General features: G+C 43.9%; 21 protein-coding genes. All 21 read left to right on the top strand.

Annotated elements, in window-relative coordinates; all coding sequences use genetic code 11:
- Positions 1–165 precede the first annotated feature (165 nt).
- The 21 genes from NYE58_RS33865 to NYE58_RS33765 all read left to right on the top strand — a co-directional run bounded on the left by NYE58_RS33865 (position 166) and on the right by NYE58_RS33765 (position 22,919).
- A complete protein-coding gene (locus NYE58_RS33865; RefSeq protein ID WP_341004062.1) occupies positions 166–4,200 on the top strand; it encodes an Ig-like domain-containing protein in 4,035 nt (1,344 codons plus the stop codon).
- A 215-nt stretch (positions 4,201–4,415) separates the two neighbouring features.
- Positions 4,416–7,148 (top strand): stalk domain-containing protein, encoded by a 2,733-nt coding sequence (locus NYE58_RS33860; protein ID WP_081387502.1) that lies wholly within the window; start codon positions 4,416–4,418, stop codon positions 7,146–7,148.
- A gap of 57 nt (positions 7,149–7,205) precedes the next feature.
- Positions 7,206–8,366, top strand: a complete 1,161-nt coding sequence (locus tag NYE58_RS33855) for a sensor histidine kinase (RefSeq protein ID WP_036681511.1) — start codon at positions 7,206–7,208, stop codon at positions 8,364–8,366.
- 4 nt (positions 8,367–8,370) lie between these two features.
- Positions 8,371–9,093 (top strand): response regulator transcription factor, encoded by a 723-nt coding sequence (locus NYE58_RS33850; RefSeq protein WP_036681509.1) that lies wholly within the window; start codon positions 8,371–8,373, stop codon positions 9,091–9,093.
- A 135-nt stretch (positions 9,094–9,228) separates the two neighbouring features.
- On the top strand, positions 9,229–9,672 hold the full coding sequence (locus tag NYE58_RS33845) for a glycosyltransferase family A protein (RefSeq protein WP_076123908.1): 444 nt from the start codon (positions 9,229–9,231) through the stop codon (positions 9,670–9,672).
- A gap of 138 nt (positions 9,673–9,810) precedes the next feature.
- Positions 9,811–11,823 carry a DEAD/DEAH box helicase gene (locus tag NYE58_RS33840; protein ID WP_341004060.1) on the top strand — a complete coding sequence of 671 codons (2,013 nt, stop codon included), beginning with the start codon at positions 9,811–9,813 and terminating at the stop codon, positions 11,821–11,823.
- The gene (locus NYE58_RS33835) at positions 11,820–12,674 is read left to right on the top strand and encodes a ComF family protein (protein ID WP_076276911.1); all 855 of its coding nucleotides are present in this window, start codon (positions 11,820–11,822) and stop codon (positions 12,672–12,674) included. The genes NYE58_RS33840 and NYE58_RS33835 overlap by 4 nt, the downstream gene beginning before the upstream one ends.
- A 170-nt stretch (positions 12,675–12,844) precedes the next feature.
- The gene (locus tag NYE58_RS33830) at positions 12,845–13,255 is read left to right on the top strand and encodes a TIGR03826 family flagellar region protein (protein ID WP_036678678.1); all 411 of its coding nucleotides are present in this window, start codon (positions 12,845–12,847) and stop codon (positions 13,253–13,255) included.
- 103 nt (positions 13,256–13,358) lie between these two features.
- On the top strand, positions 13,359–13,646 hold the full coding sequence (gene flgM, locus NYE58_RS33825) for a flagellar biosynthesis anti-sigma factor FlgM (protein ID WP_036678454.1): 288 nt from the start codon (positions 13,359–13,361) through the stop codon (positions 13,644–13,646).
- A gap of 12 nt (positions 13,647–13,658) precedes the next feature.
- Positions 13,659–14,159: a flagellar protein FlgN gene (locus NYE58_RS33820; RefSeq protein ID WP_036678457.1), complete on the top strand. Its 501-nt coding sequence runs from the start codon at positions 13,659–13,661 to the stop codon at positions 14,157–14,159.
- 54 nt (positions 14,160–14,213) lie between these two features.
- Positions 14,214–15,797 carry a flagellar hook-associated protein FlgK gene (flgK, locus tag NYE58_RS33815; protein ID WP_076276910.1) on the top strand — a complete coding sequence of 528 codons (1,584 nt, stop codon included), beginning with the start codon at positions 14,214–14,216 and terminating at the stop codon, positions 15,795–15,797.
- A gap of 15 nt (positions 15,798–15,812) precedes the next feature.
- Complete coding sequence (gene flgL / locus NYE58_RS33810; RefSeq protein ID WP_076276909.1) at positions 15,813–16,730, top strand: flagellar hook-associated protein FlgL; 918 nt, start codon at positions 15,813–15,815, stop codon at positions 16,728–16,730.
- 15 nt (positions 16,731–16,745) lie between these two features.
- Positions 16,746–17,312 carry a DUF6470 family protein gene (locus tag NYE58_RS33805; protein WP_076276908.1) on the top strand — a complete coding sequence of 189 codons (567 nt, stop codon included), beginning with the start codon at positions 16,746–16,748 and terminating at the stop codon, positions 17,310–17,312.
- A 131-nt stretch (positions 17,313–17,443) separates the two neighbouring features.
- The gene (fliW, locus tag NYE58_RS33800; RefSeq protein ID WP_076276907.1) at positions 17,444–17,890 is read left to right on the top strand and encodes a flagellar assembly protein FliW; all 447 of its coding nucleotides are present in this window, start codon (positions 17,444–17,446) and stop codon (positions 17,888–17,890) included.
- Between the two features lies 1 nt (position 17,891).
- On the top strand, positions 17,892–18,134 hold the full coding sequence (gene csrA / locus NYE58_RS33795; protein ID WP_076276906.1) for a carbon storage regulator CsrA: 243 nt from the start codon (positions 17,892–17,894) through the stop codon (positions 18,132–18,134).
- A gap of 242 nt (positions 18,135–18,376) precedes the next feature.
- The gene (locus NYE58_RS33790; protein WP_076276905.1) at positions 18,377–19,609 is read left to right on the top strand and encodes a flagellin N-terminal helical domain-containing protein; all 1,233 of its coding nucleotides are present in this window, start codon (positions 18,377–18,379) and stop codon (positions 19,607–19,609) included.
- 216 nt (positions 19,610–19,825) lie between these two features.
- Positions 19,826–20,215: a flagellar protein FlaG gene (locus tag NYE58_RS33785; RefSeq protein WP_076276904.1), complete on the top strand. Its 390-nt coding sequence runs from the start codon at positions 19,826–19,828 to the stop codon at positions 20,213–20,215.
- A gap of 16 nt (positions 20,216–20,231) precedes the next feature.
- Positions 20,232–21,731, top strand: a complete 1,500-nt coding sequence (gene fliD / locus NYE58_RS33780) for a flagellar filament capping protein FliD (RefSeq protein WP_256719004.1) — start codon at positions 20,232–20,234, stop codon at positions 21,729–21,731.
- A gap of 28 nt (positions 21,732–21,759) precedes the next feature.
- Positions 21,760–22,158 carry a flagellar export chaperone FliS gene (fliS, locus tag NYE58_RS33775; protein WP_076276903.1) on the top strand — a complete coding sequence of 133 codons (399 nt, stop codon included), beginning with the start codon at positions 21,760–21,762 and terminating at the stop codon, positions 22,156–22,158.
- The gene (locus tag NYE58_RS33770) at positions 22,151–22,486 is read left to right on the top strand and encodes a flagellar protein FliT (RefSeq protein ID WP_341004056.1); all 336 of its coding nucleotides are present in this window, start codon (positions 22,151–22,153) and stop codon (positions 22,484–22,486) included. Before fliS ends, NYE58_RS33770 begins: the two co-directional genes overlap by 8 nt.
- Before the next feature lie 235 nt (positions 22,487–22,721).
- Positions 22,722–22,919, top strand: a complete 198-nt coding sequence (locus NYE58_RS33765) for a cold shock domain-containing protein (RefSeq protein WP_019915069.1) — start codon at positions 22,722–22,724, stop codon at positions 22,917–22,919.
- Positions 22,920–23,014 lie beyond the last annotated feature (95 nt).

Here is a 23,014-nt window from a genome sequence, read left to right as displayed (position 1 = left end):
TGGCACCTACTGTCAGCTCTGCGGGCTATTTTTGCGTGCGAACACGAGCAAGGCTAGCGAATCTAGCCATAGGGAAGTAGACTACTAAACTTTGCCAGCCTTTTAGCCGAAATATAAGAATATACATAAAGACGTTAGTATGGCTTGAGAGGAGTCTATCACGGAATGAAAAGAAAAATTTCAATATGGACGGCACTTATTCTAGCGGGAGAGTTAGTACTTGGTTCGGGATATCCTGCTATTGGAGTAGGGAATTCAGCAGTGTATGCTGCATCAGAGTTTGGTATAACAGTCTCACCAGCGCCTGGAGCAAGTTATGTAAATATCGGATCATCTCTTAGACTGAGCTTTGATCGTCAAGTAAACCCACAGTCTGGTGAAATTACCATCACGGGTCAGGGTGATAGTTCACCTTTTTTAACGATTCCTATTGGTAGTTACGGTCTAATTGGTAGTTCAAAAGATTACGAGCTTAAGCTAAATCAACAGTTTACTTCAAACAAGACCTATACAGTGACAATCCCTAAGGGGTTGTTCAAGGATAATGATGGTAATGAGTCAGGAGATACTTCATGGGCATTTACCACCGCACCTGAGAGTAATGCAGCGATTACGGCAGGCAACTTTACACCTGCTAATAATACAAGAGTGGATGCTGGAGCCCTTAAAGAGCTAAGTCTAACCTTAAATAAAAACCTGAAAAAAGGTGGAGGTTCCATCCGAATTTTGTCGTCTGCAGATAACGCAACCGTGCAGGAGTTCAAAATAAAGGATGACGAATCTAGAGTAAACGTTCAGACTGATGCTAACTCTACTACAGTTAAATTAACATTGGATAAAGCATTGGCTACCGGAGCTAATTATTATATTCTTATTGATTCCTACGCTTTTAAGGATGTTGATAATCGAACTTATTCTGGCATTTCTAGCGGTAATGTATGGAGCTTTTCTACTAAGGGTGTGGCTGAGATTCCAGTGACTCCCGCACCAGTAAATGGAGCAGGTGGGGTATCTACCACTGGAGGACTGCAACTTACTTTTGATCGTCCTATGATGCCTGCAGGCGGAGTAATTACAGTATCTCCAGGGGCCGCTAACGATGCTAGAACGAGATGGCTTAATGTAAACTCCCCAGCCGTTACAGGAGGAAGCAGCAGGACTATTACCTTGATTCCGGCATCAACAGCGTCACCCCTGCTAAACAGTACGCAATATACGGTGACGATTCCGCAGGGAGCTTTTTACGATCAAGATGGGAATGTATTTCCAGCTTCGGGTGTGTATACCTGGACATTTACAACGGCTTCTTTGACAGGACTTAACGTAAGCGCGCTAAATCCAGCTGACCGGAGCGAATCCATAGCTAACAACCGATCATTATCTATCACATTCAATCGTGATGTGAATTATAACAGTGCTGTGGCAAATGGTGTAGCGCTTTATAAAAATGGTGGAGCACAGGTTCCAGTTACTGTTAACCGGAGTACAACTGCAGTAAACGAATATGTAATTACGCCTAAAACAGCTTTAGATAGCGACTCAACCTATTATATTGATATCGCTAAAGGGGCTTTTGTAGACGCTATTGATGCTAATGTTATCTATGATGGACTAAATGGCAAAAATTCATGGAGCTTCCGGACCTTGTCTCAGGACAAGACAGCTCCACAGCTCACATCTGCATCGCTCGAGAACAATCGGACCATTCGTTTAAAATACAATGAGACGCTTAACTCTTCCATTGCATTGTTGAGCTCCAGTTTTAGTGCTACGGTGAATGATGAGAGTCGTACAATTGAAAGTGTTTATATCCAGGGAGACAGCGCCTATGTGGTGCTCAGTACAGGGGTAGCGGTTGGACAAATCGTGAAGGTTAGCTATACAGGTGGTCTGCGGACTATTCAAGATCCAAGTGGAAATGCAGCCAGCACTTTTAGCTCAAAGCAGGTCACTAACACTATCGAGTCCTCCATGCCTACACCAAAGGATGGGCGGATCACAGGTAGAACCGTAGCATTGAATTTCAATGACACCTTAAAGGCTGTTTCCACTTACGCACATAGTCAGTTTCTAGTGACTTCAGATGGGGGATCCCTAGGGGTTAACTCCATAAGCTCCAGCGGGAACACAGTATATTTAGGGTTAAACAGCGACGCATATAACGGCCAGGCCGTTCGTGTCTCCTATTATGCAGGCTCTTATCCTTTGCAGAATTCTTTTGGACAAAATATTGCGGATTTCACAGATTTCTATATTCGCAACAGCAACGATACAATTCCACCCGTGTTCCAAAGTGCAACCGGCGGTGGAAATAAAATCCTTCTGAATTACAATGAAGGCTTGTCAACAACTAACCTCCCGATGAACAGTCAGTTCTCTGTACTTGTTGGCAGCACTCCTAACTATGTTACGAATGTATCGGTCAGTGGCTCACAGGTTACGCTGACGCTCCAGAGTGCTTTGACGGTGAATCAGAATGTTACTGTCTCCTATGTTCCGGGAACTACCGGAATAAGCGATTTAAATGGAAACCGTGCAGCTTATATTAACCTGCAGCCTGTGTCCATCTCGGAAAATAGCGGTACTAGCATTCCTGAAATTAGTTCTGCTACCATCAATGGCGACGAGCTTACGGTTACATTCAGTAAAAACATGCAGGCATCCGGTTCCCTCTATGCTAATCAGTTCGGAGTTAGAGCAGATGGAAGCAGTATGGGCGTACAAAATTACTCTTTGTCAGGGGATATTTTAAAAATAACAACCTCTTCACTAGTAAAGACTGGGCAAACTATCGATTTGTCCTATATGTCAGGTTCAGGTACGATCAAGGATTTGAACGGTAATATACTGTCCTCATTCTCTTCTCTCTCTGTTAAGAACCTAACCGGCGTGAGCACCGGAACGGGAAATCGTCCATCCTATCTAGGGACGCTTGCAACAAGTGAGTTTGGAAAAGAATACGCGTTGCTGAAGAGTGACTCTTCACAAATCGTGGATGACCGTTCGTTATACAATCAATCTGTAAAAAGATATACCTTAAACGCAGATCGCCTGGCGGCCAGTTATGAATATCTGTATAAGGCGAGTAGTGATACATTAGCTTTTGAGGTGCCTGCTACAGAACAATCGGCCTATGTGACTGTTCCTTTAAAGCCTATGCTTGATGCTGTTAACCGTAGTAAAGCCACTAAATTTATGATTCGTTATGGCGATCACTTATATAGCGTTGGATTAGACGATATCGATATGAACGGATTAGCGAGTAGCTTGATTGCAGACAGTAAAAATATCTCGTTGGTGTTCCGATTAGAAAAGGTTCCGGCAGGTACGTTCTCCCCATTTGAACAAAAGCTAAAAACTATGGGGATGCAGAGCGTTACAAGTCTTATGGATGTCCGGGTGACTGCGATAGTTAGCAGTAATTATTCTAATGCTAAGGCATTATCTGTACCTGGAGAATACACGGTGCGTACAACTTCTTCATTAAATAGTGCGCAGACATCTGCCGCTAGACTGGATCTTTCCTATTACGATGCAGCCTATCTGCCAACAAAAGTAAGTACGGTTGGTAGCTATACAATTATTCGTGCTCGTACAGAGGGTAATCAGGTGTTAGGAACCTTTTTATCAACCCGGGCCTTCTCAGATATGAGTAGGCATTGGAGTAATTCGATTGTAGCTGAGCTTAGTGCAAAAACTATCATTGATAGCAGCTACGGGACTACATTTAGTCCAGAAAAAAAGATTACCCGTGCAGAGTTTGCAGTAATGCTTAGCCGGGGACTTGGTTTGCTGGGCGATCGTGAGACCGCACAGCGCTTCCGGGATGTGCAACCTTCCACACAAACGGGAGACTATATTGGTGCAGCAGCTAAGGCTGGTATTATTACAGGGAACACGGATGGCTCCTTCCGGCCTAATGATAATATCACTCGTGAGCAAATGGCAATCATGATGATTCGGGCAATGGAATACACCAAACATCCTATTACTTTAAGCGGCACTTCTGCCTCAACACTGGCTCGCTTTAAGGATAAGTCCAAAATTCAGAATCAAAGTGCAGAATTCGTAGCTAAAGCTGTGCAATCGGGGATTATTTTGGGAATGACCACAAGTGAGTTCCAACCTCAGGGTAATGCCACTCGTGCACAAGCTGCTGTGATGCTGCATCGGATGCTGAAGCAAACAGATTATTTGTAGAATTAATAGATTGGTAAAGCCTGGCATTCTGCTGGGCTTTTTTTTATGTTAATAGTTTGTGTAACGTGACTCTATAAAGCTTGAAATCTCTCAATTTCGCAACTTTTTCGCTTATTTTCAGTCTATTAAAAGAGTACTAGAAAAATAGGAACCAGTTTCCAAACTTTTGATAACGGACTTGAAGAGTAAAAAAGAGATGGGAGAGTTACGTCGAAATGAATGAAGTTTTCATGGAGAAGAAGAGTAGAGAAATTGTTCGGGGAATGAAATTATCATCTACTAAAAAATGGGTTGCCGCTTCATTAGCAGGTGTGTTGTGGATTATGCCGGTAATTGGCAGTGAAGGCTTAGCTATGTTTGGTCATAGTTCCACACCAATTGCTGCCGCAGCCACATCTAATTTTAAAGTAAGCAAGCTGGGAGAAGAAGTAATTACTTCGGGCGCCATTATGATGAAATACAAATATACGGCTACGCGTTCAGGAGCGAGCGCTTCTGGCTTGGCGGATGTTATTCGCGTTGACCTCAACAATCCATATGTATCTTTAGATGTTATGACAGGTAAAGGTGGAAACCTGACAACACGTCAAAGTACTGGCGGGATGGCTAAGGAAACTGGAGCCGTGGCTGCAGTAAACGGAGATTATTTTAATACAGGCGGGGAAGGCGCTCCGATTGGTGGACAAGTATCCAGTGGAGTCTTGGTTTCCACCCCTTCGCAATTGGATGGCATGTATGCCTTTGCAGTGACTAAGGATCGCAAGCCTCTTATTGATGAGTTCAGTTTTGAAGGAATGGTAACCGCACCTGACGGCGCACAGTTTGAGATATCCGGTATCAATAAAGGTGCTTATAGTCCTGAAGGTGGAAGCTCTACTTATAGCCATGCTAATGCAATGTATATCTATACGGATGTATGGACCGCACTCGATCGTCCCAAAAACAGCTCAACCACACCGACAGAGGTGCTCGTTGAAAACGGCGTAGTTACTCAAATATCTGAAAATGCTGCGCTTCCTACAGCGGTTCCAAAGGGAGCTTATATTTTGCGGGCCCATGGCTTAGCCGCACGGTATGTTACTGCCCATCTGACTGTAGGACAACCGGTAACAAGTGTGTACTCCCTGAAATCCAAGACTACACAGCAATCGCTAGATCCTGCTAATCTGCAAACAATGATTGGTGGACATACGATTCTTGTAAATAACGGAAAAGCAGCAACGTTCTCTCGCTCGACTAGCAGTATTGGCGGTTATCGTGCACGTACGGCTTTAGGATATTCTCAGGATGGACGTTATGTATATATCATAGCTACTGAAAAAAATGGCAACAGCTCAGGAATGTCATTGACCGAGCTGCAATCTTTTATGACCAATATTGGAGTCTGGAAAGGGCTTAACTTAGACGGAGGCGGCTCTACAACGATGGTAGACCGGCCTCTTGGTGAAAGCTCAGCCACACTAACCTTTAATACAGAGTATGGCACAGAGCAGCGCAGCATTGTTAACGCGCTTGGTGTTTATACTAACGCACCACAAGGTGAAGTAAAAGGAATTAAAATTAGCGGAAGCACTTCGCTATTAGTTGGACAAAAGGCTACTTATTCGTTAAAAGGTTATGACACTTACTATAACCCTATAGATGTAGCAGCAGGCAATCCTACTTGGACATCAAGCGGAGGAAGCGCAACTGTAAGTGCAGGAGAAGTAACGGCAGTGAAGCCAGGCACCGTTACCTTAACGGCTAAAAGCGGCGTAGCAAGTGCTTCTACAACCCTTACAGTCTTGGGTGGAGATGATCTATCCAGCATGAGTGTAGGCACTGCTACAGCGCCACTGACAGCTGGGACAACTGTATCTGTCCCTGTAAAGGCCTCTACGAAGAGTGGAGCAACCATAAGCGTTCCAGATTCAGCGCTGAAGTGGGAGTTTGTAGGCTTTAAGGGAGTCGTGCAAAATGGCAAGCTTACTGTAAACTCTGTGGATGCAGGGGTTACTACAGGTTACGCTATTGCTCGTTATGATGGATTTAGCACAGCGGTTGTATTATCGACAGCAGCAGCTACAACATGGGAAGATTTCGAGAAGGTAAGTTATCCAGTCAACTTTACTACCAATGTGCCAGCGGTACAGGGGACTGCAACAATCGTAGACGGATCGGCTGAAAGAGTAGGCTCCAAGGTGCTGTCACTCAGTTATGATATGACGGCTGGCAGCGGTAAAATGTACGCTTATGCTCAACTTAACGGCACAAGTGGAAAAGCCGTTCCAGCGCTTGCAACTTCGATGTCAGTTGATGTGATGGGCGATATGAGCTTAAATTGGCTGCGTGCTGAGTTTGTAGACAATAGTGGAGCTACAGCCTATGTAGATCTTGCGAAGATTATCGATTGGAACGGTTGGAAGAACATAAACATCGACTTGTCAGGATCAGGGATTAAATTCCCGGCTACGCTGAAGAGACTTTATGTAGTCAACGTAGAGGAAGGCCAAGATGAACGGGCGAAGACAGGTACCGTTGCTTTTGATAATATCACCTTCACAATGCCTTCACTTTCCAGTGATGCAGGGTTACCAAAGGGTACAGCTTCGATGAGCATCGGCTCCAAAGCAATGACTGTAAATGGAAATAAGAAGGCTATTGATGTAGCTCCAATTGTGAAAGACGGCAGTACTTATGTGCCGATCCGTTATGTGCTGGATGCTTTTGGAGGGAATGCTACCTGGGATCAGGTGAATAAGAAGATCATGGTGTTGCGCGGAGCCAAGGCACTGGATCTGACGGTAAATAAAAAGGAATACCTGTTAAATGGTAAGCGACAAAGTGCTGAAGTAGCACCTATTATTTTACAGGGTAGGACTTTAGTACCTCTGAGACTGGTTTCTGAACAGTTAGGATTAACTGTAAAATGGGAACAGAAAACGAAGACCGTAACTATCGAATCGTGATATGTTAATATATAAGGAAAACCTTAATACGATCCGATAGAAAAGGGGCAAGCATCCGTGGAATTTCAAGCCGATGCGATTGATCGCGTTATTAAAAATACCATCGACGTGATGGAGAGCAGCAAGTATCAGATTTTTGAAATATTGCAGGTTGCACGTGATGAACTTGCTGCACTCAACAAGGAACTGCAGCGGGTCATGGACGAAACGGATGAAACGTTGAAAAAGGTAGACAAGCTGGAGCTACAGTATCACCGCTCCAGAATCCGGCTGACAGAGGTCAGCCGGGACTTTGTCCGCTACTCAGAGAAGGATATCCGTATTGCTTATGAGAAGGCTACGGAGCTTCAGCTCGAACTCATGATGACGCGTGAGCGAGAGGTCTATCTTCGAAGCAGACGTGATGAATTACAAATGCGAGTGCGCAGTGTCGAAAATTCTGTAGAGCGTGCAGAGTCAATTGGTTCGCAAATGAGCGTAGTGCTCGAATATTTGTCGGGAGAACTAGGCCAAGTGACGAGAATTGTCGAATCTGCGAAGAACAGACAGATGATCGGACTCAAAATTATCCTGGCTCAAGAAGAAGAACGGAAGAGAATTGCCCGGGAAATTCATGATGGTCCCGCTCAAATGCTGGCAAATCTAGTCCTTAGGACGGAAATTGTAGAAAGAATGCTGGTAAAGCAGGAATTTGGGCTGGTGCAGGACGAAGTAGTAGATTTAAAAGGGCAGGTTCGTAACAGCCTGGAAGAAATGCGTAAGGTTATTTTTAATTTACGACCGATGGCTCTCGATGATTTGGGCTTGATTCCGACTTTGCGGAAATATGTGCATGATTTTGAAGAGAAGACGAAACTGCGGACGACTCTGGAAACCCGGGGACAGGAACACCGACTATCCTCAGCGATGGAGGCGGCGGTATATCGTCTGGTTCAGGAAGCATTGTCTAATGCAGCAAAACATGCCTACCCAAGCTTCGTATTGGTGGAGATTACATACCAAGCGCAGTTAATTAAGATTGTGATTAAAGATAACGGATTAGGCTTTAATGTACAAAAGTTAAAAAATCAGCAAGGTAATCGGGAAAGCTTCGGGCTAGTAGGTATGCGGGAACGTGTAGAACTGCTTGAAGGAAGAATGGAAATTGTATCAGCCGAGAATCAGGGGACAACAATCGTGATCCATATTCCGACGAATGTGGAGAAGGGGAAGGAGTAGTGTGATGGAGAACTTAAACTCTAGTAAAACGCCCATTAAGGTTCTTTTGGCGGATGATCATCAGCTTTTTCGTGAAGGGCTGAAACGCATTTTGAATATGGAGGAGGATATCGAGGTCATAGGGGAGTGCGGCGACGGTATTCAGGTATTAGAGTTTTGTAACGGGACTAAACCGGACATCGTATTGATGGACATCAATATGCCTGTTGAGAACGGCGTAGAAGCCACTCAAAAACTTCGGGAAATGTTCCCGGAGGTTAAGGTAATTATTTTATCCATTCATGATGATGAGAGTTATGTATTTGAGACCCTTCGTAAGGGCGCCAATGGTTATTTATTGAAGGATATGGAGGCCGAATCCCTTATTAATGCCATTCGTTCGGTCTGTGAAGGACATGCCTTTATCCATCCAAAGGTTACTGGAAAGCTTATCAATCAATTGCGGCGTATGACTTACCTTAACGAGACTGGTGTAACTACAGATACAGTGGTGAAGGAAGCTGGTGTTAAATTTATTGCTGGCGACAACAATCCTCTAACCCGTCGTGAAGCAGAAGTGCTGCGTCTAATGGCTGAAGGTAAGAGCAACAAAATGATTGGTGAATATTTATTCATTAGTGAAAAAACAGTTAAAAACCATGTTAGCAGTATATTGCAAAAAATGGAAGTGGATGATCGGACTCAAGCCGTTATTAATTCGATTAAATATGGCTGGGTAACCTTGTAGAAGCTTCACAGTAATACGTTACATATAGGAAAGAAATTAAGTAGACACAGCTTGCTTCCCTGATGGGTGTTCTAGGCAGTCACCGACCTTTTAATGCCGGCATATAGTGTTGGTATACAGAGGAGGTGCATCTCCATGGTAGCCCAGTTGATATGGATTGCGGTTGTTTATGTATCCGCTGCAGTGATGATTCATATGTTGCATAACCGGCAGAAGGTGCGTAAAACACCGCAGTCCGGAAAATGGATTCATTATATTTTTATTACCCGCAATCATGAATCTGTTGTGGAATGGTACATTCGGGCACTGACATTTCAAGCTCTTCTAACCGGAAAACGATTGCGAGTAACGTTCATGGATGATGGTTCGAGCGATGGAACACTTGGGATTGTTTCCAAAATGGCCGCTAGCGGCTGCTCTATCGATCTTGCAACATCTATGTACTCTCTTCAGATGAGTGAAGAATTGCAGCATGAAGGAATTGTAGTAGACTTGCGGCTGTCAGGGCAGTCTGTATCGCTGCCTTTTATGGGGATGGCAGGAAGTAGGGGATGCGAATCAAAGCGCAACAGATCTTAAGTAAATATGTAAGTAACGGGTGAAGCACACTCTCCAAGAACTGGGGGAGTGTGCTTTTTGCGTTTGGGGAGACGGATTCGTGAATTTGGGATCAAATATGGAGTTGCTAAGTACAAGCGAGAGGTAGGAGGGATTATTATGCAAGTCGCTGTATATGCTGTGGAATGCAAGGGGAGCTGGAGGTTTGAAATTTCATTAGATCTTAGCGTGGATAGATGGTGGTGGTCTGTAGCTAGACCGGAGAAGAAAGCTGGGAGTTCCTTAGCGGCGAATAGTTTGGTTCTGCTTTCTTCTGCGTTGCCGCTAGGTTGGGCTGTGAAGCTCCGGGACAACTTTAAACAAAGAAGCGCAATGGGCACCTGGGGGATTAAGGAGTGGGGGCAATATATTAATAGTATGCTTGAGGCTGAGTTGAGAGAGGAGAAAGAGGCAGGGGGACTGTGGGAGGCACAGTGGTTAAATGATGGAATATTCATATGGAAGCCTAATGAATCAAGTTTCGGAATAGAACAGGACAATAAGAAGAACGAAAGATACGATTGGTGTGAAAAAGAGGATTTTGAATCTGGATTACTAGAATCGGATTCAGAACAATTATTGCGGGCTGTGGCCGGGCGCTCTTTATTGGAGCCGGAAGTAGAAGCGCTGCTGGCAGAAGAATTGCCAGAGCTAGGGGGTTGCTGGCGCCAGGCGGCACAACTGGCGTATCTGCAGGGGCGGCTGTTGCTTACAGCCGCCGTAGGCATTGCGACCCCGGCTACGCACGGGGCGCGGGCCCGCCAGCTCCCTGCGGGTGCTGGCGTTATGATGCGTGCGGCGGCTAAGCTGCCGCACATGTTGCGGCGCGGCGCTGTCGCTCGCCGCGCGGTTTCGCGCTGCCTGCGTTGCGGCAGCGTGCCCACCGGCCGCACGGCATGCGCTGCGTGCGGGCTTATGGGCTGCGCCTATTGCGAGGCCTGCCTCGCGCTTGGGCGCAGCCGGGCTTGTGCGCTGCTGCTGCGCAGCGCAGCACTTCCGGCCGTGCGGTGCACGGCCGCCCTTGACCCCGCCGCGGCCGCAGGCCGGTGGGGGCTGAGCCCAGCGCAGGCGGGAGCCGCTGGCGCTGCGCTGGGTTTTCTGGCGGAGCCGCGCAAGCGCTCCGCCACTTCATGCCCAGAGCGGTTTCTGCTCTGGGCGGTAACGGGAGCGGGGAAGACGGAGATGATCTTCCCGCTCCTAGAGGCTGTGCTCGCCGCCGGAGGGCGGGCGCTGGTAGCGACGCCGCGCCGCGACGTCTTACTTGAGCTCGCGCCGCGGCTCGCCCGGGCTTTTCCGGCGGAGGTCATCGCCGTACTTTATGGAGGCAGCACAGATCGCTGGGTGAGCGGTCGCTTAACGCTCGCAACCACCCATCAGCTCCTGCGCTTCCATCAAGGTTTTGATCTCGTAATCATCGACGAGCTGGATGCGTTTCCATACCACAATGATCCTATGTTGGCCTATGCTGCTGAACAAGCCTGTAAAGTGGACGGCTCTTTCATTTATTTATCAGCTACGCCGCCACAAGAAATGCAGCGTTTGGTTCGGTTAGGCAAACTTCCACATGCCAGAGTGCCTGTCCGCTTCCATGGTCATCCCTTGCCTATCCCGCAGCATTTGAGTATACCCTCGGTTCTAACCTGTTTAAAGCGTGGGAGTTTGCCAAGATCGCTTATACAAAATCTTCAAAAGTCATTGGAGCGAAAAGCACAAATTTTTCTATTTGTGTCTCGAATAGCTCATATCGAAGGATTGCTGATACTACTTCGTCGTAGCTTTCCCGGCGTGGTTATTGAAGGCACCTCGTCCAAGGATTCATTTCGGGCAGAAAAGGTGACTGCTTTTCGCAACCGTATCATCTCTTTGTTAGTGACTACTACGATCCTGGAACGGGGAGTTACCGTGCCACGCAGTGACGTATTTATTTTGGATGCAGACAGTGGTCTTTTTGACGAAGCCTCTTTGGTACAGATGGCAGGACGTGCTGGTCGTTCTAAAGATGATCCTGATGGCCATGTTGTATTTGCCTCCCCTCAGTGGAGCCGATCCCAGCGTGGAGCGATTGCTCAGATTCGTACTATGAATATCATTGCTCGCCGCCAAGGATATATTCGTAAAGGTGGGGCTATATGAATACCAAGCTTACAAGGTTCCCAAAATCTCTGTCTTTCCTCCTTACCCCCTCCGTGCCTCAATGTCTAACCTGCGGGAAGCACAGCCCACAGTCCTCACAGCTGCCGGGTATCTGTAAGAATTGTGCGGAATCCATTCCTTGGATACGCGCTCCACGTTGCTTGATATGTGGGCGGCATGTAGGTTGTCCAGACTGCACTCGCAGCGCTGAGCCCTCCCCCATTGTATGTAACCGGAGTGCGGTAGCCTACACTAATGAGATGAGAGAATGGCTCGGTCAATATAAATATCGCGGGAATGAACGATATGCCCCTCTGCTTGGACTCATGCTGGATAGGGCATATTTAACCCTAAAGGAGGAAAAGCAACAGGGGGCTCTTTTATCTCAGAAAGCATCTTTTTTTCATCTTATTCAACATAAAAGGTACATAAAAAACAGCCTTTGGTCAGCTGATTTATTAGTTCCGGTACCTGTCAGTGATTCAAGGCTTCTAGAACGGGGCTTCAATCAAGCCGAAAGATTGGCCGATGTTCTATCTCGTCATAGGAAGATTCCTCAGCTACCGCTACTGATTCGTACGCATCACACGGGTAAGCAGAGCTTTAAAGGGCGTGCAGAGCGACTGGCGGATATGAAACATGCTTTTGGAGCGAATCAGGCAGTCTCCATACCATTTAAGGATTGGCTGAAAGAAAACTCACCTCTAAGCCGTCCTATCCGAATCATTATTGTTGATGATATCTACACAACGGGGAGCACGATTCGTGCTTGCGCTGAAATTCTAAAACAAATGGTTTCAAACTATGATTATGCTGCAGAAATCTATAGCCTAACCTGGGCGCGTTCCTAAAAAACGAAAAAATGCATGATTGTGAATAGCTATATCCATTCCATTAAGGATTAGTTACGGTTGGTAGCGTTTCTTCTGTCCCATAGACGAATTCCTTGCAATCATGTAATCTAGGAGCATAAGAATATTATGCATTGCACAGAATGTACGGAGAGGAGCGGCTGCTTGTTATGAATCTAGACAATTGTCCAAGGTGCGGCCGGTTGTTTGTCAAGAATCTTATGGGGTTGTGCCAGTCCTGTATCAAAGAGCTGGAGCATGAATATGAGATCTGCGTGAATTATTTACGGGAGAACAAAGGAACCAACATTCAGGAGCTCTCCGATGCTACGGGGATTTCTATTAAAGAGATTACCCGCTTTATTCGAGAAGGCCGGATTTCTATAGCTAATGCACCCAATATGATGTACCCTTGCGAAGTGTGTGGTACACTGATTCGGGATGGCCATATGTGTGACAGCTGTCGTAGTCGGCTCAGGAAAGATCTAACGAATGCTGTCAAGGAAAATTCTGCTGAGGATACTACCAAAAAGACATCTGATGGTGCATATCGTGCCATAGATAAGCTGCGTGACCTATAAAATCTGCAAAAAAACGTTTGCAGCTATAAAGAATGTTTCAGTCTACGCCGATAAACTTAGTAAAGATTATCGGCTTTTTTATATTAGAAGGAAGGTGGAAGTTATGAAAATTAACGAGACCGGACGAATTAACGCGATTAATCCGTATCAACGCAGCGCGGAAGCGCAAAGGCAGGAACAAATGAAGAAAAGCACACGCAAGGATGAGGTTTCGATCTCTGATGAAGCGATTCAACTCTTGCAAGCACAAAACACTGGCAAGAATGATCCAGAACGCGCACTTAAGATCGACAATCTAAAGCAGCAGGTCTCCGCAGGTACCTATCAAGTTGATGCATCTAAGCTAGCAGAGAAACTCGCCCCTTACTTTAAGCAATCCTCCGAGAATTAGGTGAAAACATCCATGGCATTGACGACATTAATAGAACTATTGGAGCGGCTAGATGGAGTGCATGTTCAAATGCTGGATCTGGCCGCTGAGAAGAAACAGACGATTATGGATAACAAGGTGGATGCGTTAATAGACATCCTTAACCGTGAGTCCAAACTAATGAAGGTAATTGGGCAGCTCGAGGAAGAGCGAATATTAGCCGCATATACCGTTTTACAAGGTGTGGGTATTCGTTCCAACCTGAACCTGAACCTAACGGAGCTTTCCAGGCTTATATTTGACCCTGAAGACAAGGCACGACTGCTGCATATTCAGCAGAAGCTTTCGGGCACTTTGCATCGCCTGAAAGAAGCCAATGACCTAAATCAGAAGCTGATAGAGCAGTCGCTTACATTTATAGATTATTCTTTGGATCTGTTGGTCGGAAGACCAAATCAGGATATTACTTATCATCGTCCGTCCGACAAAGGCAACAACGTAAATCGGTCGGGGATTTTTGATGCACGAGGTTAGAATTGTACTGATGAAGTGTTCTGCCAGAGCAGAACATAAGGAGGAGTAAGAAGCATGACATCCACATTTCACTCGATAGAGACGGCGAGACGCAGCCTTTTTACTCAGACCGCAGCTCTTAATACAACTGGACACAATATCGCTAATGCGAATACCGAAGGTTATACTCGTCAACGTGTTAATATGCAAGCCTCTTTACCTATTGAAGCGTACGGGTTGTTTAAATCTACCGTTCCAGGTCAAATGGGTACAGGGGTGGAATTCTCATCTATCGATCGGATTCGAGAAATGTTTCTGGATGATCAGTACCGTGGCGAGAACTCTGCTTTCGGCAACTGGAGTCTTCAAGCAGATACGCTCTCTAAGCTGGAAGCTATCGTTAATGAACCATCGGATACAGGCATTCGTACAGTTCTGGATAACTTCTGGAAATCATGGTCGGATCTGAGTAAGAACCCTGAAGATCCAACGGCCCGTAAGATTGTAGTGCAAACTGCACAATCTTTGACAGATGCCATGAACTATATGAGCACGCAACTGAATAATCTGGAGCGGGATCTAACCACTAATATAGATGTTAAGGCAAAAGAAGCTCAGGGTTACCTAACCGCGATCGCAGATTTAAATAAATCCATCTATAAGATTGAGGGTATGGGGGATCATGCGAACGATCTACGTGATCAACGCGACCTGATGGCGGACAAACTCTCCAAAATTGCTAATATTACTGTTGTAGAGACGGAAGCGGGTTATAACATTTCTTTGGGTGGACAACCTCTCGTAGAGGGTGGAGAAGTTACTGCAACCGTAGATGGCGCGTTTCTTAATAATGCTTATGCCTCCGGAACCTTGAAGGGCGGCGAGGCTTACGGAATGATTTTTTCCAATAATACCTATGTTGCCGATTATAAGAAACAGCTCAATGATTTGGCGAGCACTATTGCTACAGGTGACGTTGAAATTACAGTGCCAGCTGGCTCCAATCTTCCTGAGGGCACAGTGTTGACTAGTGATGTCAAGATTACACAAGCTGACGGTACCGTTGTTACCTTGGCTGCTGGTCAGGCTATGCCTAAGGGCGCAACAATGTATGAAGACGCCAAGACCATTGTCAAAGGGTTAAACGGACTTCACAAGTTAGGTTATGCGATGGATGGAAGCGTCGGACGTGATTTCTTTGTAACCTCAGGTGAGGCTGGAACGATCAAGCTGAATCCGGAAATTGCAGCTGACGTAAACCTATTTGCAACTTCGTTACGTACAACTGTTGATGCGAACGGAAATACGCAAGTCGTTAAAGGAAACAACACCTTGGCTCTTTTATTGACGAACCTGAAGGATAGTAAATTTACTAAGCCAGACGGTAGTGTGAGCAACACTGTTGGTGGGCTTTTTAGCTCTATGGTTGGTCAGCTGGGTATTCAATCCCAAGAGGCTGCACGTCAGACGGATAACTCAGATTATCTCGTAGAGCAAGTTAACTCCCGTCGTCAATCAGTCAGCGGTGTATCACTGGATGAAGAAATGTCGAATATGCTAGTATTCCAGCATGCTTATAGTGCCGCAGCGCGTTTTATGACTACTTTTGATGAACTGCTCGACAAATTGATCAATTCCACCGGCACAGTCGGCAGATAAAAGGAGATATAGCGTATGCTAAGAGTAACCTCTAACATGATGAATTCACAGCTTCTACTTAACTTAAACCGTAATGCACGTACAATGAACGATACACAGTTACAGCTTGCCACAGGACGTAAAATCAACAAAGCATCCGATGATCCAGTGGGTATTACTTATTCTCTCCGCTACCGTGCTGAGCTTTCATCTAACGAGCAGTACACCAAGAATGTAGATAGTGCCATTTCATGGCTTGATTATAATGATACGGTACTCGGTCAGGCCGGAGATGTTGTTCAGAAGATTCGCGAACTGTCCGTACAGGCTGCGACAGGTAGTAATCCACAGTCCGCACTCGATAGTATTAATGAAGAAGTAATGCAGTTAAAAGAGCAACTTGTCGATATCGCTAACAGTACATTGAATGGTAAATATATCTTTAATGGTGAGCAATATACCACCAAACCTTATAATTTTGCTAAAGGTGTAGACGGTACATATGATGTATCTAAGCCGATTACTACGGATTCAGGGCAGATTCAGTTTATCGTAGGCGAAGATGTACGTATGCCAATCAGTACTACCGGAAATGATGTATTCGGTAATACTGGTGATGCAGATAATTTGTTTGCAATCATTAATCAATTATCGGGTGCCTTAAAGTCCGGTGATTTCAAAGGGATATCAGCACAACTTGATACAATTGATACAAGGGTGGAGAAAATTCTGACGGCTCGCTCTGAGATAGGGGCTAAAACTAATCGTGTGGAATTAATGCAAGATCGGCTTAGTGATTTGAATGTAAACTTAACGGATCTTCAAGCCAAGACAGAAGATGCCGACTATGAAGGTTTGATTATGAACTCGAAGATTCAAGAGAATATCTACAATGCTTCCTTGTCGGTGGGTGCAAAGATTATTTCCACAACTCTCGTGGATTTTATAAGATAATGGAGGCGGTTCTCGTTGTTACAGCCGATATTGCAAATTCGTCAGACGCCTGCTGTGATTGGAATCGATGCTGACCCGGGAACATATTCGATTACCCAACCCAAGGCTGAGGTTAATGTAACAACCACTCCGGGGCAATTAACGGTTCAATCGACTAGGCCTGAGCTTACCGTAGATCAATCAAGAGCGTGGGAAGCATATAATGGTGGGAAAATGCTAGATATGAACAAGCGTATCTATTCTGGCATTCAGCAATTATATCTTCAGTCGATTGCGAGAAAGGTTGAACAAGGGAATCGGATGGCACAGTTTTTTAGACCTGGAAATACAATTGCGGAAGTATACGGTATGGATACCGAGCCAAATTCGTTTCCAGAGATTCGAGGTCCGGCATCCTACGACAATGTTGAAATTCACATCGAAACGAGAGCTCCACAAATCGATTTTCGAGCTGCGAAAGTCAATATTCGGGTGGATAGACATAATCCGGAGATTGAATATACTCTTGGTAAGTTAAATATTTATATGCAGCAGTACGCTTCTATTCAGTTTATTCCACCAGAATTGAATATTCAATTGTAGCTTTTTAAGCTATAGATGTGCTAAGCGCCTCTATAGCTTTTGTCTATATATAATTTTTGTCTATATATAATTTAGGAGAGTTTCATAAGAAGTTAGTTTTTCCAGCTTAACTTTTTGAGGAGTGAATAATTTTGATTATAGAAACACTGTCTTGGGGGAAACTAGAAATAGATAAAGAACAGTTATATCATTTTCCTAAAGGATTACCCGGTTTTGATGAAGAAACAGATTTTGTTTTGATCGCAATGGTAGAGACACCATTTTGGTATCTGCAGTCAATAAAAAGCGAGGGACTATCGTTTCTTTTGGGTGATCCGTTTATGTTTAATCCTTCTTATGAGTTTGAGTTGCCAGATGATGAAGCTGAAGAACTAGGTATAGATAGTGAGGTTATCGTTTGTTGTGTTATTACACTAAAGGAACATGCCGAACAGTCCACGATTAATCTTCTTGCTCCTATTGTATTGAATCCTATAGGGCATACTGGCAAACAAATCGTGCTGCATAAAGCACCTTATCATACCAAGCATAGCTTACTGCAAGAGCGGAAGTGTATCGATGGAAAGGAAGGTGGATAATATGCTCGTACTTTCCCGAAAAAAAGGTGAGACCATCGTCATCCAAGATCAGATCGAGCTGACAATCTTAAGCGTGGATGGTGATACCGTAAAGGTTGGGGTTACTGCACCAAAGCATGTCGATATTTTTCGCAAAGAAATATACCTCTCGATCCAAGAGACTAACCGTGAGTCCGTCGCTCCTCAGCAGTCTGATCTAAATGCATTGATCCATCGACTTCGTGGTGTAAATAAGGATGAATAATTGACATATAGCATACACATAATCCAGAACCTGGGATCGCTTAATCGCGAACTCGGGTTTTTTATTTTATTTTGGAGAATTTAACCAAGAAATTTCAAAAAAAATTCGATTTGCTCTAAACAGTTGGGTGCATACCGTCGATATATGTATTAGACGCTGAGCCGGCAGGGCGGCCGACCTTAATGGCTTGGCGTTTACCACATGGATGTGGAACTAACTTAATTTCAGGGAGGAAATTTCAAATGATTATTAACCACAATGTTACAGCACTTAACACTCACCGTCAGCTGTCAAGTAACACTGCAGCAACTAGTAAAAATATTGAAAAATTGTCTTCGGGTCTTCGCATCAACCGTGCAGGTGATGATGCTGCTGGCTTGGCAATCTCCGAAAAAATGCGCGGTCAAATCCGCGGTCTAGATCAAGCTTCCCGTAACTCGCAAGATGGTATCTCTTTAATTCAAACTGCTGAGGGTGCATTGAACGAAACACATAGCATTCTGCAACGTATGCGTGAGCTTTCCGTTCAAGGAGCCAATGATACTAATACTGCCCAAGATCGTGTTAACATTCAAGACGAAGTAGACCAATTGGGTAAAGAAATTGATCGTATTCGTGAGACTACTCAATTTAATACTAAGAACTTGCTTGATGGTTCGATGGATAAAACAACTGTTGCAGGCAAGAATGTCAGTCAAAACACTTCACTAAAAGGTGCTGGTGGAGTAGCTATCGCCGCTGGTACAGAAGCATTTAACACATTGACTGATGCCAATGGTAATAGTCTTGGTATTCTTGCTGGAGATTCTATCGAGGTTTCTTATGTAGTGGATGGTACTACTAAATCATTCACCTTAGCAGGTGACAAAACTATTGCTGATATCACAGCTGCTGGTGATTTTGGCCCTGCATCTGTAGCTGGTGGTGCAATTTCCATCACAGCTACTGCTGACGGTCATACTGGTGCGGTCAATGGTCTAACTTTCACTGTTAAAGATGCCAATGGTGTTGTTAAGTCTGGTGCATCAAATGCACTGTCGAGTTTCACAGAAACTACACAAGCTACAATAAACCATGCTGATGGACAAGCAACTTTCCAAATCGGTGCTAACACTGGTCAAAATATTCAATTGTCTATTAAAGATATGGGTGGATCTGCTCTAGGTATCAAGGATCTTAAAGTGGGTAACCAAGGTCAAGCTAACGTAGCTATCAAAGTTATCGACGCAGCTTTGACAAAAGTTTCTGCAGAACGTTCAAAATTGGGTGCTACACAAAACCGTCTTGAGCACACAATTAACAACTTGAACACATCTTCAGAAAACTTGACTGCTGCTGAATCCCGTGTACGTGACGTTGACATGGCTAAGGAAATGATGCAACAAACTAAGAACAACATTCTTGCTCAAGCTTCCCAAGCAATGTTGGCACAAGCTAACCAACAACCACAAGGTGTTCTGCAATTGCTTCGTTAATTTTAAAAAGATTACCTATAGTTTCGTAAAGAAAAGGCCTTGGAATTATCCAAGGCCTTTTTTTTTTATATTTAGAAACAGGGAAATTTAATGTGTTGTCGGAAATCCCTAGAGAAATCAGGATTTTTTTCAGTTTATCTTTGACTATTCCTAAATTATCCTTGAGTTTAACCGATATATACATTATAAAATGAGCGTTGGTGGAGGTCGGGGTATATGAATATACAGTTGTCACTTACAGCTAATTCTACAACAAACGGACAAAGCAAAAATGAAGTGTCGACAAGTACTGAAGTTGTTTCGCCTGTAAGTCAGACGGCTACTATTCGAACTGCTAAGGATATGAGTTCCAAAGAGAATCAGGGAGTCAATGTATCTGTTGCGGAGGAACAGCTCATTCGTACGATAGAACGGGCAGTTAAATCTCTACAAGGACCCCAGACCACTCTGCAAATCAGCATCCATGAGAAAACACATGATATTATGGTCAAGGTCCTTAATAAGGACACAGGTGAGCTTATCCGTGAGATTCCTCCTGAAAAGACGTTGGATTTAGTAGCTAATATGATGGAAATTGCTGGGATATTAATAGACGAGAAAATTTAAGAGCGGAGGTGCTTCTTTGGTAACAAGAGTTAACGGATTTTCAGGAATGGATATCGATACTATGGTAAAGAATTTAATGGCAGCCAAACGTATTCCGATGGATAAATTGACTCAGCAAAAGCAATTAGTACAATGGCAAAGAGACAGCTACCGTGAAATAAACAGTAAACTTGTTGATTTCAAGTCGAATAAGCTTACTAAAACTTATGGAACTTCCTCAGCGTTGAATGCATATAAAGCTGTGACAACTGGTAATACAGATGCACTTAAGGCTGTTGCTAATGCTGATGCAAACGGAGTTGATATGAAGGTAAGTATTACCCAATTGGCATCCAAAGGGAAACTAGAAACTAATGGTGCTGGGTCTAAGTTCACTACATTATCAACACTTGCCGACTTGGGGGGGACTTCAACCGACCCATATAAACTTAAAGTAAATGACCAGACTTTCAGTTTTAGCTCAGATACAGCAATTTCTACGATTATATCCAAAATAAATGCCAATACAGATGCAAAGGTCACTGCGAGTTTTGATGAAATTAAAGGTAAACTCATTATTACATCTAATACGATGGGTTCAAAAAGTGAAGTTAAGCTTGGAACAACTGCTGGAGATAACACTTTACTGGATGTCTTTGGTGGTATGAAACAGAATGATATGGGAAAGGATGCAGTAGTATATATTAATAATACGCAAATTATAAAAGATACTAATTCTTTCACAGTAAATGGGGTTATACTTACTCTCTCAGAAACTACATCAACAACATCTACACCAATGATCGATCCTGCTATTTCAGGAGACAAAGATACTCCTGTAAATATATCTATTCAATCTGATCCAACAAAAGCAATAGATACGATTAAAGCTTTTGTCGAAGATTATAATAGCCTTGTGAGTTTATTGAATAGTAAAACATCAGAAGCAAAATATCGTGATTTTGCTCCATTGACTGATGAGCAAAAGGCTGATATGAAAGAAGCAGATATCACAGCCTGGACAGAAAAAGCAAAAAGTGGTCTCCTGAAAAATGATGATATTCTAACACAAACTATTTCATCTTTACGTGCTGTCATTTCCGAGAAATTAGGAAGTCTTAGTTCTATTGGAATCACTACCGGACAATATTTTGAAAATGGAAAGTTGTATGTAGATGAGGAGAAATTAACAAAAGCACTGAATAATAATCCACAGGCAGTCACCGAACTATTTCAGGGTACTGAAAGTGCACCTAAATCGGGTATCTTTTCTATAATGGCTACCAAAGTAGATAATAGTTTGGATAGCTTGGTAAAAAGAGTAGGGACTAATAAGTTCTCAACAGACCTGACTAGTACCTTTAAAGAAGAAAGCGTTATGGGGAAGAAACTAAAGGAATATAGCGCTCGTATAAGTGATATGTTGACCATGTTAAACAATGCTGAAACACGCTACTACAAGCAATTCTCAGCAATGGAAACAGCCATGAACAAGTTACAGTCACAGTCGAACAGTCTCTTCTCCACTTCCAGCTAAGATAATAATAAAATAGAGGGTGAGATTATTGATTACATCTCCTTATGAGAAATACCGCCAGTCTTCTATTCAGACCTCGACACCTGCTCAATTAGTAATTATGTTGTACGACGGAGCCATTCGCTTCGTGAGAACAGCAATGGATGGACTCAGTAAACAGGACTACGAGAAGACAAGTCTTAATTTTGGCAAAGCCCAATCTATAGTTAGTGAATTAATGAGCACATTGGATTACTCTTATGAGATATCAAAAAACCTCTATTCACTTTACGAATATACTAATTTCTTGCTAGTAGAAGCCAACATACGTAAAAGCCAAGAAAAAGCGGAAGAGGCCATTGGCTATTTAACAGACCTTCGGGAAACTTGGCTACAGGCATCCAAAATCGCTGTGGGTCAGGGACAGGCTGAAAGTGCTCATGGATGAATTAATCCGGAGCTTAGATCAACTCACCCGGGAGATCGAAGAGCGTCTTCAAGAGACTACCTATGAGGAGTTGGAGGCTTTTGTAGACGAACGTCAGGAACTTGTCGATTCTATTGCAGAAGTAGCAACGATTTGTCGAATGACGCTTGCACAGAAGAAAGAAATAAATCGAATCTTGGAACATGATAATGTGATCTTAGATAGAATGAACACTTTACGTTTGGAAGCTCAAGACTGGCTACAGAAGCGGAATCAGGCCAAAGCCCAACGCAACGCCTACGAGGCCGCCTACACTCCAGACAGTTTTCTTATGGATCGCAAAAAATAATTTTATCGGTGTTTCACTATAGGAGTAGACGGGTATTAAATACCGTCTGCTCCTTTTTTTGATCATTGTACCGAATCTATTTCTTGTTTATGGAAAATTTAATAGTTTATTTTACGTGGTAAATTATTGAATGTAAACATTTTCTTTTCCAATTGACAATAAATAAGTTACGGTGGTATAGTCGAATTGTGAGCAAGACTCACGTTCATCTGATGACGAAGGGAATGTTTAATCAATGGAAGGTAAAGTAAAATGGTTTAACGCAGAAAAAGGTTATGGTTTTATCGAGACTGCAGACGGTGGCGACGTATTCGTACACTTTTCCGCGATTCAAACTGATGGTTTCAAGACATTGGATGAAGGTCAATCCGTAGAATTCGATATCGTTGAAGGTGCACGTGGACCACAAGCAGCTAACGTAATCAAATTATAATCATCCGGCGAAGCCGAACTACATATAAGTAGATGGTTAGCAATTTAGACAGCGCTAGCAGGGATCTTGGAATCTTCCAGGATCCTTTTTTTGTG

Origin of the sequence: Paenibacillus sp. FSL L8-0708 (assembly GCF_038009325.1) — a bacterium.
In the GTDB taxonomy this organism is placed as follows: Bacteria; Bacillota; Bacilli; order Paenibacillales; family Paenibacillaceae; genus Paenibacillus_AQ; species Paenibacillus_AQ odorifer.
This window is presented reverse-complemented; position numbering and strand designations above follow the sequence as displayed.